The sequence below is a fragment of the Mycoplasma sp. AC1221 genome (assembly GCF_054353815.1).
In genome coordinates this window covers 15,857-35,546 of the sequence record NZ_JBTHHH010000007.1, presented here as the reverse complement: position 1 = coordinate 35,546, position 19,690 = coordinate 15,857, and the positions used below count along the sequence as shown (strand labels likewise).

General features: G+C 27.8%; 11 protein-coding genes. 7 read left to right on the top strand and 4 right to left on the bottom strand.

The features are described 5' to 3' along the window. Positions 1–160: 160 nt before the first annotated feature. Both ACXYRK_RS01770 and ACXYRK_RS01765 read left to right on the top strand, forming a co-directional pair. Positions 161–8,170: an ABC transporter permease gene (locus ACXYRK_RS01770; protein WP_458617791.1), complete on the top strand. Its 8,010-nt coding sequence runs from the start codon at positions 161–163 to the stop codon at positions 8,168–8,170. Continuing rightward, positions 8,170–9,177 (top strand): ABC transporter ATP-binding protein, encoded by a 1,008-nt coding sequence (locus ACXYRK_RS01765; RefSeq protein WP_458617789.1) that lies wholly within the window; start codon positions 8,170–8,172, stop codon positions 9,175–9,177. Before ACXYRK_RS01770 ends, ACXYRK_RS01765 begins: the two co-directional genes overlap by 1 nt. A 26-nt stretch (positions 9,178–9,203) precedes the next feature. On the opposite strand, the gene ACXYRK_RS01760 is transcribed toward ACXYRK_RS01765, so the two are convergent. The 4 genes from ACXYRK_RS01760 to ACXYRK_RS01745 form a co-directional block, all read right to left on the bottom strand. Beyond that, on the bottom strand, positions 9,204–10,106 hold the full coding sequence (locus tag ACXYRK_RS01760; RefSeq protein ID WP_458615221.1) for a type I phosphomannose isomerase catalytic subunit: 903 nt from the start codon (positions 10,104–10,106) through the stop codon (positions 9,204–9,206). Then, positions 10,099–10,380, bottom strand: a complete 282-nt coding sequence (locus tag ACXYRK_RS01755) for a hypothetical protein (protein ID WP_458597859.1) — start codon at positions 10,378–10,380, stop codon at positions 10,099–10,101. Before ACXYRK_RS01755 ends, ACXYRK_RS01760 begins: the two co-directional genes overlap by 8 nt. After that, a complete protein-coding gene (locus ACXYRK_RS01750) occupies positions 10,367–12,361 on the bottom strand; it encodes a PTS fructose transporter subunit IIABC (RefSeq protein ID WP_458615222.1) in 1,995 nt (664 codons plus the stop codon). Before ACXYRK_RS01750 ends, ACXYRK_RS01755 begins: the two co-directional genes overlap by 14 nt. A 79-nt stretch (positions 12,362–12,440) precedes the next feature. Further along, complete coding sequence (locus tag ACXYRK_RS01745; RefSeq protein ID WP_458597863.1) at positions 12,441–13,283, bottom strand: MurR/RpiR family transcriptional regulator; 843 nt, start codon at positions 13,281–13,283, stop codon at positions 12,441–12,443. 256 nt (positions 13,284–13,539) lie between these two features. On the opposite strand from ACXYRK_RS01745, the gene pyk reads away from it, so the two are divergent. The 5 genes from pyk to ACXYRK_RS01720 all read left to right on the top strand — a co-directional run bounded on the left by pyk (position 13,540) and on the right by ACXYRK_RS01720 (position 19,686). Then, complete coding sequence (gene pyk / locus ACXYRK_RS01740; protein WP_458597865.1) at positions 13,540–14,973, top strand: pyruvate kinase; 1,434 nt, start codon at positions 13,540–13,542, stop codon at positions 14,971–14,973. 165 nt (positions 14,974–15,138) lie between these two features. Next, on the top strand, positions 15,139–16,566 hold the full coding sequence (locus ACXYRK_RS01735) for an Eco57I restriction-modification methylase domain-containing protein (protein WP_458617787.1): 1,428 nt from the start codon (positions 15,139–15,141) through the stop codon (positions 16,564–16,566). Continuing rightward, positions 16,559–17,299 (top strand): hypothetical protein, encoded by a 741-nt coding sequence (locus ACXYRK_RS01730; protein ID WP_458617785.1) that lies wholly within the window; start codon positions 16,559–16,561, stop codon positions 17,297–17,299. Before ACXYRK_RS01735 ends, ACXYRK_RS01730 begins: the two co-directional genes overlap by 8 nt. Before the next feature lie 325 nt (positions 17,300–17,624). Beyond that, positions 17,625–18,584, top strand: a complete 960-nt coding sequence (locus ACXYRK_RS01725; RefSeq protein ID WP_458617812.1) for an adenine-specific methyltransferase EcoRI family protein — start codon at positions 17,625–17,627, stop codon at positions 18,582–18,584. Next, positions 18,565–19,686 carry an HNH endonuclease family protein gene (locus ACXYRK_RS01720; RefSeq protein ID WP_458607423.1) on the top strand — a complete coding sequence of 374 codons (1,122 nt, stop codon included), beginning with the start codon at positions 18,565–18,567 and terminating at the stop codon, positions 19,684–19,686. Before ACXYRK_RS01725 ends, ACXYRK_RS01720 begins: the two co-directional genes overlap by 20 nt. Positions 19,687–19,690: the final 4 nt, after the last annotated feature.

The following is a 19,690-nucleotide window of genomic DNA, read 5'->3' as shown; positions in this document are numbered from 1 at the left end:
ATTGCAACTTTTTGTTTTACTTTCCGTTTTTTTCTTACAAATCCTGCTTTATCGTAGTGAAAAAATAAACTAATATATTGTTAAAAATATTATATAATTGTTTAATACTTTGTATTAAACTATTATATTGTTTTAGTTTATATAATAAGGTAGGAGAAATATGTGAAACTTATTTAAAGAAGTTTTTCGATCGCTATTTAAAAACAAAGCCATTGTTATTGGTTTAAGTATTCTTATATTTTTAACATCTGGTATTTTTACTGTATTATATGATACATCAAAAGCGATGCGAACTCAATTTAATAACTATAAAAAAATCTCTGTTGCACACGATTTAACTGTTGATTATAACCTTCCTGCTTCTGGACAAGCATTTAATGATGGATATTATATCAATGGTGAAACCAAATTTACTGGTGGTGCAGGTTATGACAAAGGAATTCGTTATGTCTCAGACGATGCATTTTCAAATAAGAAAATCATCGATTTTAACGAAATAACTGATCGTTATATAAATATTTCAAACTTCTTTAATGACAAAAGTGATAAGCATAAATATATTCTCAAAAATGATTTCTCTACTCTTTACAATACATATTCAGCATCAGATGATTCAGAATTTTTGGATTTAGATTATACAAAACCACAAAAGAAGATGCATTTTAAAAAGAATTATTTGATTAATCTTTACCAAAAAAATGATGATGGTAGTTTTTCTCAAAGTGTTGTTACAAAAGAACTACATATTTTTGATAAATTTCACCTTGATAAACAATACAAGTTTTCTGATATTGCATTTATTAACTCTGAAAATCAAAATAATATATATTTTTCACAATTATCTGCTTTATATATTAATGCTGATACACATGAGGCCACCTTTGATTTTGTTAAAGGAAAACAATGAGAATTAACTGATGCAGTTGTTAAGGTTGAAAATAATGAGTTGGCAAAGTTGCTTGGTTTGGTACCTTTAGGGAATAATCCGTATGTATATATTATTGACGGTTCAAATAAACCTACACTATATACACATAATAAAGATGATGATATTACAAAATATATAAGTAAAGAAATAAAGGCTAACCTTAATTACTCAGATTTATTTTCTTCTCCATCTTTTGCTGTATCAAAAAAAGAAAAATTTGAATTTACCAAAAATGCTGATTATCTTATTCCGAATAAATGAGCCAAAATCCGACGTATTGAATCGTTTTTCTTACGTAAAGAATATGAAATTACATACGATAAAGAAAATCAATCAAAGTGAACTGGATCATATCGAACCTTTTTAGAAAATCAAATCCAACAAAATAATGGAGAAGTTCCAAGTTACTTAAAACACTTTAGTTTTTGAGAAAAGGAAATTCTTATTTATAACATCCCTTTTGTTGATTCACAAAATGATGTTAAACTAGGACAAAAGGTTTTAATTAGAAGTAACAATCCTGCTGTTTCCTTAGATGAAATAAACCATAGTAAACTTTCATTAGCTCCTGATGAATATCAACCTACACCTTTTAAAAAAATTCTTTTTATTCTTGACAAACCAAAAACCATTGCTCAAATTGAAAACCAAATTATTGGTGAAACTAATTTTAATGAATTAATTAACAAAAATATTTTAGGGGATCGTTTCAATATTATAAAAAACGGGGCTTTAGATATTGTTAAGCACGAAATATATAATCAAATACAAAAATATGTTCCTGCTTCTGATATCGGGATTCGTCAAAGCATAACAGTTGATTCTTTTGATGAAAAAGATAGTGGAAAAAATGTTTTTCATTTTGTTAATTTAGGTGATAGGAATCAAGAAATTAATGGTATTGCTAATAACATTGACAAATTAGTTAATGAGCAAAGTAGACCAACACAGATTTTAAATATTAAAGGTGATAATTCAAATAATGAAATTTCTTCTTTTTTTAAAACAAAAGAAGTAAATCCTTTTATTGCTTTTAAAATTATTGTTCAACTCAGATTTAATGTCGAACCCATTGACAAATATATTCATATAGATCGCGAATATGCTCCATTAGAAATCGTTAACTCGCTAAATGGTGATATTCATAATATTGAAAATCAAAAAATTTACCATCTAACACGTTATCAAGGTCGCGATGATTTAAGAGATGATCAATATAACCAATTTATTAATTTAGGTTTTGTATGATTGAATCAAAATGATTTTTATTTAACTAAACCTGTTTATAATTCCAATAAAAAGATTTTAAATTGAATCAATGTAGAAATACCTGGTTTTGTTAATGGCAAGGTCCCAATTGATAAAATATTAAATTATCTAACTACAAACAATCTTACCGTTCAGGTTAAATTGAATACTTCTTCATATGTAGAAAAATCTGATCAATTTTCTAATACTGTTTATATCCCTTTTGGATACAGGGCTCCGCAAACAGATGTCTTAAACCAAGCATTTGCTGAAAAATCACTGAAACTTGGTGTTGAACGTATTGAACAAGCTTTATTAAACACTGACTTAGTTACTCAAGGTTTTATTCAAAAAGAAACTATATATTCTATTGTTCAAGCAGCAACATATACATTTGATAAAAACGATTTTGCTTCTATCTTCTCTAGTGGATTAATTAACCTTAATATTTTGCCAAAACTTGTATTAGACGGATTGTATTATATGTCACACGATCCAAATGGTGATTTTGCTAAAAAGTTATTCGTTGATATCTTTGAAAAAATTTATTCTTTAATCGAAAAAGCAGAACAAAACCACCAAACACCAAAAGAATTTATTAAAACAGAAATTAAAAAACTTTTTAATTTTATTTATTTAATTACAGGTAAAGATATAAAAAACACTTTTGATTTAGATGTATTTATCGATTTTTCAAATGATATAAAAGCTACTATTAAAGCATTTATCAATATAATTAAGACTATTGATTTTAAAAAGTTTACCGATATTATTCAAAATTTCTTTGAAACTTCATATAACAAAACTATCAAAAATCCTGCATTCCCTGATACACACAGCAAAGATGGTAAACACAAACTAAGTATTTTTGATATTATTATTGCACTTTTAAAATCAATTGATTCAAATCAATTTAAAACTGCTTTAATTTCTCTTCTCGATACAATCAACCCGCAACTTATTCTTAATATCGGAGAAAAAAATAATATTTTCACTTCGATATTAGGACAAAGTACAAACCTCGTTAAAAAACTCACTGATATTATTTTTCTTTCTGATGACGGAAAATCCAAAGACTATACAAGATTTTTAAACGGGATTAAATTCTTTATTCGTGCATTTGATACAGATGTGTTTATCAAAACATTAGAAGAAAACCTAAAAATTTCTCATTTTGAAACAGAGCGATCAGAATTAGATATTCAAAAGAATGTTATTAAACTAAAAGAATATCAAGCACTTTCATATTTAACTAATAGTGATTTAACTTATGCCACATTAAAAGCATGATTTAATGTTCCAGGTTCCGATCGTGTCATCAAGACTGCACTAGCTAAGATGTTAAATCTTTCATTTAAAGGACAGAGTGTTGAAATAGGTGATAGTCAATATATTACTATACCTGCAAAAGATGATGATAAATTAGATTTTTTTGATTTATTAGATTTATTACAAGGTAATGTTAGCTCACCTACCAATTCACAAGCTACAGAAAATACATCAACTCAACCAACTGCAAGCACACCAAACTTAAGCACCTTAATTGAAAACATCTCGCAATTAAACAGTATCGATTGACAAAAAATACCAAGTAATATTTTGTCTCTTGCATATAAATATCTTGGATTAACTAATAAAAATCAAGTTTGAAATAAGGAGAAAATTAATAACATCGTCCAAATTTGACGTTACTTCTTTGACACTTTTGGAGAACAAACAAGCAAAAAATCTGATTCATTACATTCTTTTTTCAAACTTGCTAATGCATATATTAATCAAGAACCTAATTTAGATTCAAATGTTTTTCTAACTATTTCATATAGTGTTATTTCAAAACTTTTAACTTTGAATTATAAAGATTATAACTACCTTATTGATATTCTTCCACTTTTAAAAGTATGATGAGAATTATTTAATCCAAAAATCAATGGTAGTTTACAGCAAAAACAAAAATTTGCTAATGACTTGCTAGCACTAGCAAATCAAAAAGACACTATTGATTCTTTTAATAGTTTTGAACTTTTTCTGCCTTCAACTCAGAATATAGTTGGTTCTGAACATACAAAATTTGGTATTACTCGTTCGCTTGCAAATCCAAAACAAATGCAAAGACTTTTCTTTGCAAAAGATAAAAATGGTAAATATTCTAACAAAGATTTACAAAATATTGTTGACCAAAATCCTGAATTTGAAAACTTCTTAAGTACATATGCATATGAAATCACAAAACTTTTTTCATATATTGCTTCAGAAGAACAATATGCACCATTTGATAAAGAAATCACGGAATATGATGGAATCAAATTAAAATATAATACATTATTTACTACTATGCAGGACGTTTTTGTTAATAAAGTTATTACCGATGATATTATTAAACATTATTATTTAATTAACAACTTTTTTAACCAATATTCATCAAATCTACAATTTCTCGATCAAATCGGGATACCACCGCTTATTACCAATAAAATATTAATCCGAAAACATCCACAAGCACTTATTTGATTACTAACTGATAAAAACAACATCGGAAAACCATCTGAAAATGATTCAAATGTTGGATACTTTTTAATTAATAAGATTATCGACTTTGAACAACTTCTTAGTTCTGGTAAAGAAAACACTTATGAATTTATTAATTCATTATTAGGTATTCCATTAGTGGTAAAAAATAAAAATGAAGAAAGTGGTGATGCAAATAATTCACAATCAGAAGTTATCGGTGGTAGTGTACCTTCTATTGAAAATGACTTTGTATGGGAAATTTCTATTGATAATGATTTCTTCGTGAACATCCTTAATGCAGTAACTGAAAATCCAAGCGAATACAAGTTTTTTGATATTAACCTTGGTGATGTTTTCTTTAACCTACTTAACTCACTAACTGGGTTTAATAAAATTGACAACATTCTTGTATTTAACCAATCTGCTTCATATTTAGCAAAAGTAAATTATGCATATATGTTGCATAATCATAAAGAAATTTATGATGGTGAATTACCAGTTAATCCGATTGAGATGCTACAATTAATCGACAGTTTACCTGAAAAATATAAAATTAATGTAAATGGTTCGAAATACTTAATTATAGGTGATGACATCTCTTTTGATTACTTTTATCCTGTCTTAGATGAAAACAACTTACAAGTAGATACTAAATCTCAAGCTATTGTTTATGTAAATAACAAAGGATTCGATCGCATTCATCAAGCTTATCGTGGTAGTTTAGTTAAAGAATATTTAACAGTTAAAAACACTTCTAAATATACCAATGAACAACTTAAGAACATTATTGAAAAATATGTACAAAGTAAAATTGATGACACATCGAAGTTACAAAGAACATATTTATATAATGAATTAGACCCGATTAACCCGGAGCGTAGCATCCGTATTTCTTCAGTTCAAACTATTATCACCACCCTTAGTTATGTTTCAAATGTTATTCTAGCAATTTTGGTTTTCTTAGTAACCATTTCAGTTACATTTATTATCAAAAGATATATCGCAAACAAAAACAAAGTTATTGGAATTTTGGTTGCACAAGGATATACACCACTTCAAATTTCACTTTCAATGACAACCTTTGCTTTCTTTACTATTTTTACCGGAAACTTGCTTGGGTATATCACTGGATTTTCGATGCAATCACTTGCAATAAAAATCCTTGATAATTATTGAACTGTTCCGATAGAAACACTTAATTTCTCTATTATTTCTTTTTTAGTTAATATTATAGTGCCGCTGCTTGCAATGTCCATTTTAATCATCGTTGTCTCATTAAGGTCGCTAAGATATAAATCAATTGACTTAATGTCCGGAATTGTTGATGTAAGCACTGGTGAAAGTTATCAAAAATATATTAAAGTATTTAAAAACCGTAGTGTTAAAACTAAATTTGGTGCATCGCTTATATTTAACAGTTTTTGAAAACTTGCTTCCTTTGGAATATCAGTTATTTTAGCATCTATTACTACTTCATTTGGTTTTGCAACTTTTGGAATCTTCAATAAAACAATTGATAAAACATACGAAAACCGCAAATATAACTATAAAATAGACTTAACAACACCAACTACTGAAGGGGGTTCATTAAAGATTTTAAATCCAGAAGATGTAAAGAACTCACTTTATGTTCCAATTGGTCGAGCAACAGAACTTAATGCATATCAAGCAGATTACTTTAAAAATGGTTATTCAACTGCTATTAATGTGCAAAATAAAAACGGAGAACCTACATTCAAAGATCCACATCTTATTACTCAGTTTTCAATTAATATCAAAATTGATTCGTCAATTTCTATTGATCCATTCAGTGTTGTATTTCAATCCTTGCCTGATGTACAAAAATCCAGAATTATCCAAAGTCGTGATCAAATTGGTTATGCACTTACTAAAACACAAAAAGGACTCCCTTTCAAAGTTGAAAACGGCAAACAAACAAATAATGTTGATTTCGAAAAAGCACATCAACTTGGTTTAAATAACTTCTTTTTATATGTTCCGAGCGTAGATAACATCATCGATGGAAAATTCTTTGTAATGAACTGAAGCGATGATGATGGTAAATATAATCACAATGTCATTAAAACCACATATTTCCGCGATGAATATCGTGCTTTCTTGGTAAATGGTTATGAACAACTAGCAAAACAAGGGATATATGATTTTGACATCGTTTTTAATGGAGTTTACCTTGATCCTAGATATGATGAAACATATACCTATGTCGATAGCCAACTACCTAATGGTGAAAAAATACGTCTATATGGATATCGTCCTAACTCTAAGGAAATTGCTATTAAAAACGGTGATCAAAACTTATTAACAGAAATCAATAATGACTTTGCTAACAATAATTTTGATTTGAATAAAGATATCCCGCTTGTTATAAACGAGGTTTCGGCACGTAAGTACCATTTAGCAATTGGTTCAATTCTTAATTTAGAACCTAAAAACCTTGTCTATCGCTACCAAAATCGTATTAATAAAGTTTTAGGAAAACCAGTTATAACACCACATAAATATCACTTTGTTGTTAAAGCAATCAATCAAACTTATATCAAAGATGAATTCATTATCCCTAAGAAAGCTGCTGATATGCTGATTGGTTTAGATTCACTTGTCGATAAAGAATTTAATGGTCAAAATGATGATGCATACAAATTTAATGGTATTCTTTCAACTAATCCACTACCAATTCAACTTATTTGATCTGCTAACCTATACTCTGTTTCAGGTTACTCTGGATCGATTGCTTCTTTTTCTATTAAATCTATAACAGAAAAAGACAAAAAAGACTTATTCGATGGAATTTTCGGTTCAAAAAACACAGTTAAGAACTCTCCTGCTGATGGAGCAATGGCTGCGATGGGATATAGTGACTTAGATATAGCCAAATTCTTAGATCCAGATTATAATCCTAAGGATACACCTTTACAAGAGTTTTATCAAAAACAACGTAATTTAGCAGACATACAAATTGAAAAGTTTGCTAAAGAATTTGATAACCAACTCTTTATCCCTGTTGCTACTGGACTTGATTCAAAACAAATTGAAATTTCTTTCACACAAGGAATTTCAAGAACTGTACAAATCATTGTCACAATTATTACCATCCTTAGTTTCTTAATTTCGATAATAATTCTTATTATTATTTCAACCATACTAATTAACGAAAATGAGAAGAACATCGCAATTTGATCTATTTTAGGATACAATAACAAGGAAAAACTTAAAATGTTCTTTGGTATCTATATCCCATTTATTATTATTTCTATTATTATTTCACTTCCTTTTGCTTATGGATTAATGGTATTCTTTGCTAACTTCCTTACTACTGGTGCTGCTATTGCTATCCCTTTATCTATCAGTCCGTTAAACTTTATTTTCACAGCTTCCATCATATTTGGTGTATTCTTAATCACAGCAATTCTATCTTGATACAACATTAATAAAATTAAGGCAATTGACTTATTGAAAGGTAAATAATGAAACAAAAACAACCAAATCAGCAAAACAATGATCAAGAACCAAAAACACAGTTAATCATTGAATCTGAAGAAAAAACTCAAGAAATTATGCAAGAACCCAAAGAACCTGCAACAATTTCTAAAAAAGTTTCTGATGTTAAAATAAACCGTAAAAATGTTTTTGAAATCCTAGATGCTGAATCTGATTCTAAGGAAATGATTGTAGATCGTAAAATTGCTCGAATTTTAAAAATTGCTGCAAATAAAAAACGCCCTAGGGACGAACATTTTGATTTAAAAAACACTGAAGATAATATCATCGAAGTTCGTAATGTTTCAAAATATTATTTATCTGGTTATAAAGTAACCCGTGTACTTAAAAATGTTTCATTAAACATCAAAAAAGGTGAATTTATAATGATTTTTGGTAAGTCTGGTGGCGGTAAGTCTACCTTGCTAAACTTAATCAGCGGACTCGATCGACCTTCTCGTGGAGATGTGATAGTTTGTGATGAAAACCTACCTTATTTAAGCGATTTGAAACTTACTTTATTTCGAAGAAAAAATGTAAGTTTTATCTTCCAAAACTACAACTTACTTCAAAACCTATCAGGTTATGATAATGTGCAAACTGGTGCTTATTTACAAAAAGATCCAGATAAAAAACTTGATATCAACGAATTATTTAAAGAATTTGATATGGAATCAGTTATGAATAAATACCCATCACAGATGTCGGGTGGACAACAACAACGGATATCAATTTTACGTGCCTTAGCAAAAAATTCAGCTATTATTTTTGCTGATGAACCTACTGCTGCTTTGGATGAAAAAACTACAGGAATTGTGCTGTCATATTTATTTAACATTAATAAAAAATATGGAACTACCATAGTTATGGTTACTCATAACCCTGCAATTGAAGCAATTGCAGATCGAGTAATCCATGTACAAGATGGAAAAATCAAACGAACTAAAATCAATCCAAATCCAACTGACCCAACCACAATTAACTGAGAAACTTAAAAAAACCTATCTTTATGGATAGGTTTTTATAACACATTAATAAATATTTTCATAGAACCTTTTATTAATACATCTTTTAAAGCATAACTAACAAGTAAAACATCCCCTGCTCTTATAGTAACATCATTAATAAAACCAATACCTGAATAAACAACTATTTCCAAACAATGCTTTGCTTTGTTTTTGATCTTTATCTCTTCATTATTTAAATCATATACCGATAAATTAAAGTTTGCCGCATTATATAAGGCGTTTTTTTGGTATTTTTGAATTTTTGGTTGAAGTTCCAATTTCATCGTTTCTAGTGATTGATCGCTATGTATTTGTCGCATTTTTCCGTTCTCATCGACTCTTTGGTAATCATAAAGCCGATATGTAATATCACTAGATTGTTGTAATTCATATACCATTGTTTCAGATGGGATTCCATGGACTAATCCTGCTTGAATAAAAACAAAATCACCGATTTGCAAACCCACTTTATTTAAATATTGTTCAATATCCGAAGAATTAATTGATTTAGATATCTTTTCTTTTTGATCTGTATTCGTCCCTAAAATAAAGGGCTGATGATTGTTTTTTAAAACATACCAACACTCATTTTTACCTAATGAACCAAATGCTTTTGCGTAGTTATCATCAGGGTGTACTTGGATACTTAATGGATGCCTCGCATCCAAAAACTTAGTTAAATTCGGATATATAAATGATTGAGCTTGCTTTTTTGTTAAACCGAAAAATTCTGAATGACTTTTGATAAATTCATTTAAGGTTTGCTTTGTATGTGCAACTACAGATTCACAATCTTTGATTGCTGATATCAATCACGCTTCACCAGCATTAAAATCCAAACGATACATTTGTTTAATATTATTATTAGCTCATAATGTTTGTTTAAAATAAGGTTTTAAAAAGATAATTTTATTCATTGTTTCTTAATTTCTTATTAAAAGCAGAGTTAGCAAATAATGCTAATAAAATAAGTAATAATCCTGATAGAACTAACAAGAATATCCCATAGATAAATTGTGAAATGTTTATAACACTTTTTCCTTTTGTAATTGCATTAGCAACAAATATTTTATATTCTGGTGCTCCGAGAGCAGTTAAAGTGATACCTACAATTAGCAAGACTACTGCAACAAAAATAATAGTATATAGGATTATTCAATCTTTATATTTTAAAAACTTAGTTTTTAGCATTTTTACCTTTCTTTCAGAAATTTATTTTTGCTATTGCTGCTGCAAACTTAGAATCCTTGTTAATTTCCTTGTCTTTTCAAAAACCATAAATTAATGCTGTAATAGTAGTTCCGATGATAATAGCAATAAAATAAAATAGAATACCAAGTCCAGTTCCGTGTACATTCGAACCTACTGCACCTAAAATTGCTACAATTGGTCCACCATGCGCTGCTGCATTAGTCACTGATAAAGCACCTGCAATTCCCCCTGCTACTGCTGAACCAATTACATTTGCTGTAATAACTCTTTTTGGATCAGCAACAGCAAATGGAATAGCCCCTTCTGAAATACCAATAAATCCCATCAAAATAGCTGATGCACCCAGTGATTTTTCATTATTGCTAAATTTCTTTCTAAAAATCAAGGTAGCAAAACCCATTCCAAGTGGAGCAACAGGAATTGCAGCACCTACCATACCCATAGGTTCAAATATACTTTGTGTTACAAGTGCAGATGATGATAAAAATGCAACCTTATTTATCGGACCACCCATATCAAAACCAGCCATTCCTCCTAATAAAATACCAAGCAACAATGCAATTCATATTCCGATGTTAGAATCTTTTGTAAAGATATGTTTTAAAGCTTCAATAAAGCGATCCATCACATAACCTATTGGAGCGCCTATGACAAAAATTACCAGCATAGAGTAAAATAAAGTTACTCCGATCGGTATTACAAACATAGGTATAATAGCAGAAATGGATTTTTGAATTTTTAAATTAGCTATCCACTTAACAGTATAACCTATTAATAATCCAAACAGAATACTTCCGACAAACCCCATCGGGGTTGCTGCTGAAATTCCACCTATGCTAAAGAATAAATCATTTTTATTAGCAATAAACGATACTACAAAACCAGGCATAATTGCAGCTCGTCCTGCAATTGAATATGCTATATATCCACCTAATGCACCAATCATCAAGGTAAATGAAACAACCCCGATTTCAAGCAGCCATCATAGGAAATCTCCTTTTGGAGCAGATGTATTATTTCCATAAATAGCTTTACCTAATCCTAAGGAAATCGCTATCATAATACCACCAAATATAACATACGGAATCATATATGATATCCCTTTGATAATATGCTTTAAAACTCCTTGTTTGGTATCATCTTTACTTTTTTCTACCTTATTTTCATTATGATAGATTTGTGCCAGCGATGCTTTTTGTATAACAATATCTGGATTGTGAATTGCCTCTTTTGTTGATGTTACATATACTTTTTTACCATCAAAATCTTCTAAAGGAATTTTAACATCTGAAGCAATAATTACAAATTCTGCATCTTTGATGTCTTGCTGTGTAAGTTGATTTTGAATTCCGACTGATCCTCGTGTTTCTATTTTAGGTTGATATCCTAATTCACTTAACTTATTATGTAGTGTTTCTGCTGATAAATATGTATGAGCAATACCGACTGCACAAGATGTAATTCCGATTACTTTTTTGCCCTGTTTTGATGCTGTAGTTGCTAAATCTTTATTTTCTAAATACGAATCGATGATATTGTATATTCGGCTGACATCATTACTTGTTTGTAGTTCTTCGGTTGTTTGTAAATCAAGTAAAATAGTAGAAACCTTAGCTAAAGTATGCATATGTAAGTTATTTTTATTTTCGTTTGGAATCAAAATCACAAACATATTATGTACATCACTTTTATCTAAGGTATCTCATGAAATTGGTGTCTTTGATTTAATGAAAAACAAAGCAGGTTGCAAAATACTTTCAGATTGACAATGAGGGATTGCAAATCCTTTTTCCATTCCTGTTGAAAACTCTTTTTCTCGCTGCTGTAATGCAGCAAAAGTTTTTTCAACAGAATCTGAAATTGAAAGTTCATTTGCTTTATTTGCGATGAAATTGAATACTTCTGATTTATCATTAAATGATTTATCTATAAAGATGTATTCAGATTTAAATACTTTCATTTTTCCTCCTGTAATAATTCTATCTTTTGTTATTTATAGGAAGGATAAAAGAAAAAAATTTCTCTATATGAATTAAAAATTAGAAATTATTTTTATTTCATGCATTAAGAATTTTTATATTTTCAGCATATTTTGAATCATAATTTTTAACTTTAAGATGTGAAATTAACAAGAAAATTAAATCAGCAATAAATTGTTGGTTAATTTTTGATGATATTGAAATAAATCGTTTGTTTTGCTCCAGTGTCGAATACAAAATTACATTATCATATTTTTCTTTTGCTTGCTTATTTGCACTGATAAGTGCGAATTTAATATTGTTTTGCATAAATAAATCAACTGCAAATTTAATTTCCTTGGTATCACACGATTTAGAAAACAAAACCACAAATTTATTTTCTATATCTTTTTGACTTGAAATCAATAATAGTGAATGAAAATCTCTAAATGCAATAGCATTTACACCTATTTTCTGCAAATTTATCCCTAATTCAGATGCAGATAAATAAGAACTTCCTGCTCCATATAAATATACTTTATCTGATTGTATTATGTTGTGTACACAGTTATTAACATCATTTAAGTTGATTAAATGTGATGTTCGAAAAATACTTTCTTTATAAAACAAAAACAACTGTTTTAGAATAAATTTTGGATAATCTTGTTTTTCATTGGAATTTAAATCAGTATTTAAATAATTATGATAAACAAAAAATTGCATATCTTTTAATGAATCAAAATTAAGCTTTTTAGCTAGTTTTGATATTACCGAAATAGATATATCAGTTTTATTACTAAGTTGTTTAATTGATGATTTATAAAACTCATCAGGATATAACGATGCAAATTCAATTAAATTCATTTCGGTTTTAGTTAATTCATCAAGTTGTCTTTTAGAAAAATATGTTGATTCTTGCTTCATAATGTAATTTTACTGCAAGTTTTGCTTTTTTAATGTGTTTATGGAAATATTTTTAATAAATTAAGCAAATTTAAATTTTTTACTACAAAATATAGCAAAAACATCCGTATATAAACATAATCTTATAAAAAATACACAAAATTATATTTATATTTGTTCAAAAAGTTGCATAAATTTGCAATAAAGCAAAAATGCTTCTAAAAAAATATAATATTTTTGGTACAATAAATAGTATATCAATAACAAGGAGAATTAAATGAAACTAACCGACAAAAGAACAAAATTAGTCGCTACAATCGGTCCTTCTAGCGATAATTTGGAAATGATGCGTTCTCTTGTTTTAAATGGTGCTTCAACCATTAGAGCAAACTTTAGTCATGGTTCATATGAAGAACAATTAAATAAATTTAATCTTGCAAAACAAGTATCTAAGGAATTAAATATCCCTATTTCATTAATGTTAGATACCAAAGGTCCTGAAATCAGAATCGGAAAAATGAAAGATGGGATGCAAGTGATAAGTGCTGGTAGTGAAGTTTTAATTCATACCACAGCAGATAAATATGCAACTTTCGAAGGGACTCCAACTGAAATAACAGTTGCATATGATATGTCACAAGATTTATGTGTTGGTAACGAAGTTCTAATCGATGATGGAAAACTTACTACAGTTGTAATTGAAGTAGGAACTGGATTTGTAAAAGTCCGTGCAGAAAATACTCATAAAGTTAAGACTAACAAACGTGTTAATTTGCCTGGTGTAGACTTTTCACTACCTTTTTTATCAACAAAGGATATTGAAGATGTTAAATTTGGGATTAAACAAAATGTTGATTATATAGCAGCTTCATTTGTTAATACAGCAAAAAATGTAAAAGATCTAAGAAAACTTTTAGATGAAAATGGGGGCAGTCACATTCAAATTATTTCAAAAATCGAATCACACCTTGGATGCATTAATATCGATGATATTATCAAGGAATCTGATGGAATCATGGTTGCTCGTGGTGATTTAGGTCTTGAAATCCCTTACTACGATGTCCCATATTACCAAAAGAAAATTATTCGTAAGTGTCGGGAAGCAGGTAAACCAGTTATTGTAGCAACCCAAATGCTGGATTCAATGGAAAATTCACCACATCCGACCCGTGCTGAAGTTACAGATGTTTACTATGCAGTTGAATTAGGAACCGATTCAACAATGCTCTCAGGCGAAAGTGCAAACGGATCATTCCCCCTTGAAGCTGTTAAAACAATGACTAATATTTCTAAACGTGCTGAAAAAGAATTTTATTCTAGACACTACTATGGAAGACAACTTGAAAGTGTTTGAAATAACTCTAATCAACACGATAAAAGAACCCAAATTGCTTACCACATAGCAAAAAAAGTAAAAGATGGAGATTATAAATATGTTGTAGTTCTTTCAAGAACTGGACATCTCTTAAAACATGTTTCTAAGTTCCGTCCTAATACAATTACTATTGGATTGGTAGATAATGAAAAACTTATAAATGGTTTCGGTATCTACTCAGGTGTCTTTGTATCAGTAGATTCAAAGAAACTATTTAATGAAATCAAAGCGGATTATAATAAAGCTCAATTAGCCTTAGTTCCTTACGGAATTCAAAAAGGTGATAAATTCTTAGTAGTAGAAAACGAGAAATTTACCGAACATACAGTGGAATAAGAAATTTTATAATTAAGAAACATTATACTTAGATGAATTTAAACACAGTGTATCGTAATACACAGTGTTTTTGTATGACATTATCACTATACTCTGCTTTTTTATATATTTTAAATCACTTAACATTATTATATAAGAATGATCAATTAATGATAAAATAAAAATATGAGCAAAGTAAAATATTTAGGAGAAGTTTATACACCCAAGAATGTTGTTGATATGATGCTAGATAATATATCTTATAAAGATGACATTATTCTTAACAAACATATTATTGATAACTCTTGTGGTGATGGGGCATTCTTAAAAGAAATTGTTAATCGGTATTGTGATGCTTATTATCAAAAAAACGGTAGCTATGATAATATAGAAAAAGATTTATCTAAATACATACACGGTATCGAGATACAAACAGATAAAGTTGAACAATGTATAAATAATTTAGATTCTATTTTAAAAGAAAGAAGAATAAAAGAAGTTTGATGAGATATATTAAATGCAGATGCGATACAAATCGATAAATATAACAATAAAATGGATTATGTTGTCGGAAATCCTCCATATGTTAGAATCCATAATCTAGTGGAAAATTATGATGCTATTAAATCGATGAAGTTTTCGAGCAAAGGGATGACAGATTTATTTATAGTTTTTTATGAAATAGGAATTAATATGCTTAATGATATTGGAATATTAAGTTATATAACACCTACATCTATTACAAACAGCAGAGCAGGAACAAATTTCAGAAAATATATTATCGATAATTTTCATTTTGAAAGTTTTATCAACCTTAAGCATTACCAACCTTTTCAAGGCATTACTGCTTATACTGGTATATTTACCTTAAATAAATCAAAAAAGAATGAAACAACTAAATATTTTCAATGATCAGGTTTGGGTAAAAAGGAATTTATATCTGAATTAAGTCCAAATATTTATTTTATTAATAATAACTTCTATTTTTCGAACATAGAAAATCTAAACACCATTAAGAAGATATTGACATTTCCGGATAAAAAATGCAAAAACTTTTTTGTAAAAAACGGAATAGCAACTCTTGCTGATAAAATATTTATTAGTAAAAAATTTTTATTTGATTCAAAATATATTATCCCTGCATACAAAGCTTCGACAGGTAATTATGAAAGTATAATCTTTCCTTATGATATCAATGGTAATTTAAAAAATTTTTCTTCTTTTGAAAAGAATTTGCAAGATTATTTTTTATACAACAAGGATGTTCTTAATGCACGAAGTATAGAAAAAAATGGCATCTGATATGGTTTCGGAAGGACACAAGGTATAAAAGATGTATATAAGAAAAAAATATCCATAAACACCCTGATAAAAGCACAAAAAGATATTAAACTAAATATTATAGATCCTGGAACTGCAATTTACTCTGGACTTTACATTACCGGCGATATTTCTTTTAAAAAGATAAAAGAAATATTAAATGAATATTTTATTAAATACATTGAAATATTAGGTAAATACAAAAACGGAGGTTATTACACCTTTTCAACTAGTGATTTAAAAAAATATATATGTTATAAACTATATGCAGAAAGTTTGGATGATAATGAATAATAAGATTTTAGAAATTTTAAAAGAGAGTTTTGTTTCTTATATTATCAATGGTTCAAGAAGTAATAGGAAGCTAAGAATTTTACATAGTCAGATCGCAAAGGATATATTTAACAAATTAAAACAACTTAAAGATAAAAATGATATCTACAAAGTTGTTTCATTAGATTTAAAAGATGGCAAAGAAGAGAAGATTTGTGGTAGATATATGGATAAAACAGTTGATATATTGATAAAGAAAAACGATGTAAATTTCGCTGCAGTCGGGGTAAAATTTATTATGTCTAATTTTAAACAAAATAAAAATAATTATTTTGAAAATTTATTAGGGGAAGTAGCAAACATCCGAAGTGCAAATATTCCTTATTATCAAATCTTGTTTATACCTGAAAAACTTCCTTACTTTTCTAAGAATGCTGGTATTATCAAAAAATGAGAAACAGTTACTGAAAATGACTTAATAAAATACAGAATATTAGGTAAAGATAATACAAAAATATATTTTCATTCTCCTGAAAAAATATTTATCGGTATTATTGATTTTAATTATGATAATATAGATTTTAAAGACTATGAAACTTTTTCTACATTTTTCCTTGATATAAAACATAATAACAAATTCTCCTTCTCTAAAATACCTTCATATGATAAAAATACACAAGCAGATTCAAATTTAATAATAAACGATTATGAATTATTTATTCAAAAAGTTGTTTTTCACATCCTTTCGATTTAATAATAAAGTATCATAACCTTGTTTTTGAAACTTCTTTGGTATTTAAATGTATTTTTACTATAAATTTTCTCTTTTAGACAATGTAACAGCGAAATTAGAAATTTTAGTTTATAATTTATATAAATATTTTTTATGTTAAATACAAAGTATTAAACATAAAAAATAAGAAAGGAAGTTAAAATATGAAACTTATAAGTACTGCTCATATATATATATATATATAGAAGTGTAATTAAATATTTTAACTTGCTAAAAATTCAAACAGCTTGTATTTTTAATACAAGTTGTTTTCTATATAAATTTAGCAAGTTAAAGGGGGTGTGTTATTAAAATAACAGATTCCCAAAATAAGAACAATAATCTTCATTCGGCAAAAAGAGCAAAAAACGATGAATTTTTCACTTTATATGAAGATGTAGCGAATGAAATAAAATATTATGAAAATTTTCTACAAAATAAGCACATTTTATTTCCTTGTGATTATGATTACGATACTTTAAAAGAATCGCAAAAACAAGAATATCGAGAAAAAGGTTTTGTAAATGGTATTAATGATAATTTTGCTTTTTCTCGCTTTTTCAATGCTAAAAATCAAGGAAATGATTTTAATAAAGGTTGAAATAATATATTACATTTTAGTAGTTATAATCCAGAAACAAATGAAGGAACTACTTTTCAAACAAGCATCCCAGAATTTGCTAAAAAACATCCTGATGGTGTAGTTATAACAAATCCTCCATTTTCTCTATTAAGAGAATTTATAAATTTACTAATTGAAAATAATTTGAAATTCCTTATTATTGGTAATAAAAATGGAATTTCTTATAAAGACATCTTTAAATTAATAAAAGAAAATAAGGTTTGATTAGGAATTACAAGTCCCGGGGACTTTGTTACAGGTGAACAACCAACAAAAAGTCTTAAAGGTTTAACTCGTTGATTTACTAACATTGAAAACACAACAAGAGAAACTAAATTAATGTTATCTAAAAGTTGAGCAGAAAACCCCGAATATTATCAAAAATATGACAACTACAATGCAATTAATGTTAATAAAGTTATTGATATTCCATATGATTATGATGGAGCTATTGGAGTACCTATTACATTTTTAGATAAATACAATCCAGACCAATTTGAGATCATTGGTAAAATGTCTACAACAAAATTAGATGAATTTGAATTAGGTTACCCTTTTATAAATAAAAAAAGAATATATAGTAGAATAATAATCAAAAACAAAAATCCACAAAGGATGGTGAATAATGGAAACAAAAGAGTTTAACATAAAAGAATTAGTTGATAAAACTAATTCAGGTGATATTATAAGTGATATAACATTACAAAGAGAAATTATTTATAGCTCAGAAAAACAATCGTTAGTTATAGATACTTTGATGAAAAAACTTGTTCTTCCTCCTATTATTTTGTGAAAATTAAATGATAATAAGTTAGAAGTAATCGATGGAAAACAAAGAATTCATTCTATAAAGAAATATATAAATAACGAAATTACTTGAAATGGTCAAAATTTTAATGAACTTGGTAAAAGCGACAAAGCTAAGCAAGATGAATTTAGTAAAATGAAAATTAGCGCTGTAATTCATACAGGAACCGAAGAAGAAAAACGAACCGCTTTTTATCGAATAAACACTTGTGGTGTTCCTTTAAGTGAGTTTGAAGTTATAAACGGATTGGTAGATAACAAATTCATCCAAGAATTAAACCAATATGTAAAAGATAACAAAAAATTAAGAAATCTCTTTGGTGAAACAAACTCAAGAGGAAAATATCAATTTATCATTTTAAAACTTGTTTCTAAACTTTCTAATGTGGAAAATATAGCAAAATGAATGAAGAATCAAGAAAGTTTTAGCAATCATAGTATAAACATAAATAAAATGCTACGATTTATCGAGAAAATTTTCCCACAGATTAACAATAAATATAAAGATATCCCTCTTCTTTTAAAACTTGCAGATAAATATAAGGATAAACAATCTCAAATTCTACAAAATGCAGTGCAAATAAAAGCACAAATAACATTGTTTTATAAAGATAAAGATTTAATGAAAATAATCGATACAAAACAAAAAGAGAAATATTTCATCGAACTTCTTGAATTAAAAACTACGGATGTAGATAAACGAAGATTCTTCAATCTAGAAGAAAAGGAAACTTTATTTAATAAAAATAAAATAAATAAACCAGATAGCAACTTAGTTGTTGCTAAGTGTGCTAAATGTTTAAATGAATTTGAAAAATCTAATTTAGAAATGGATCATATTATTCCATGGAGTTTAGGTGGCCCAACTAATTTATCAAATGCTCAATTACTTTGCAAAAGTTGTAATAGTTCTAAAGGCAACAAAGAAAACACAGTTTAACTGT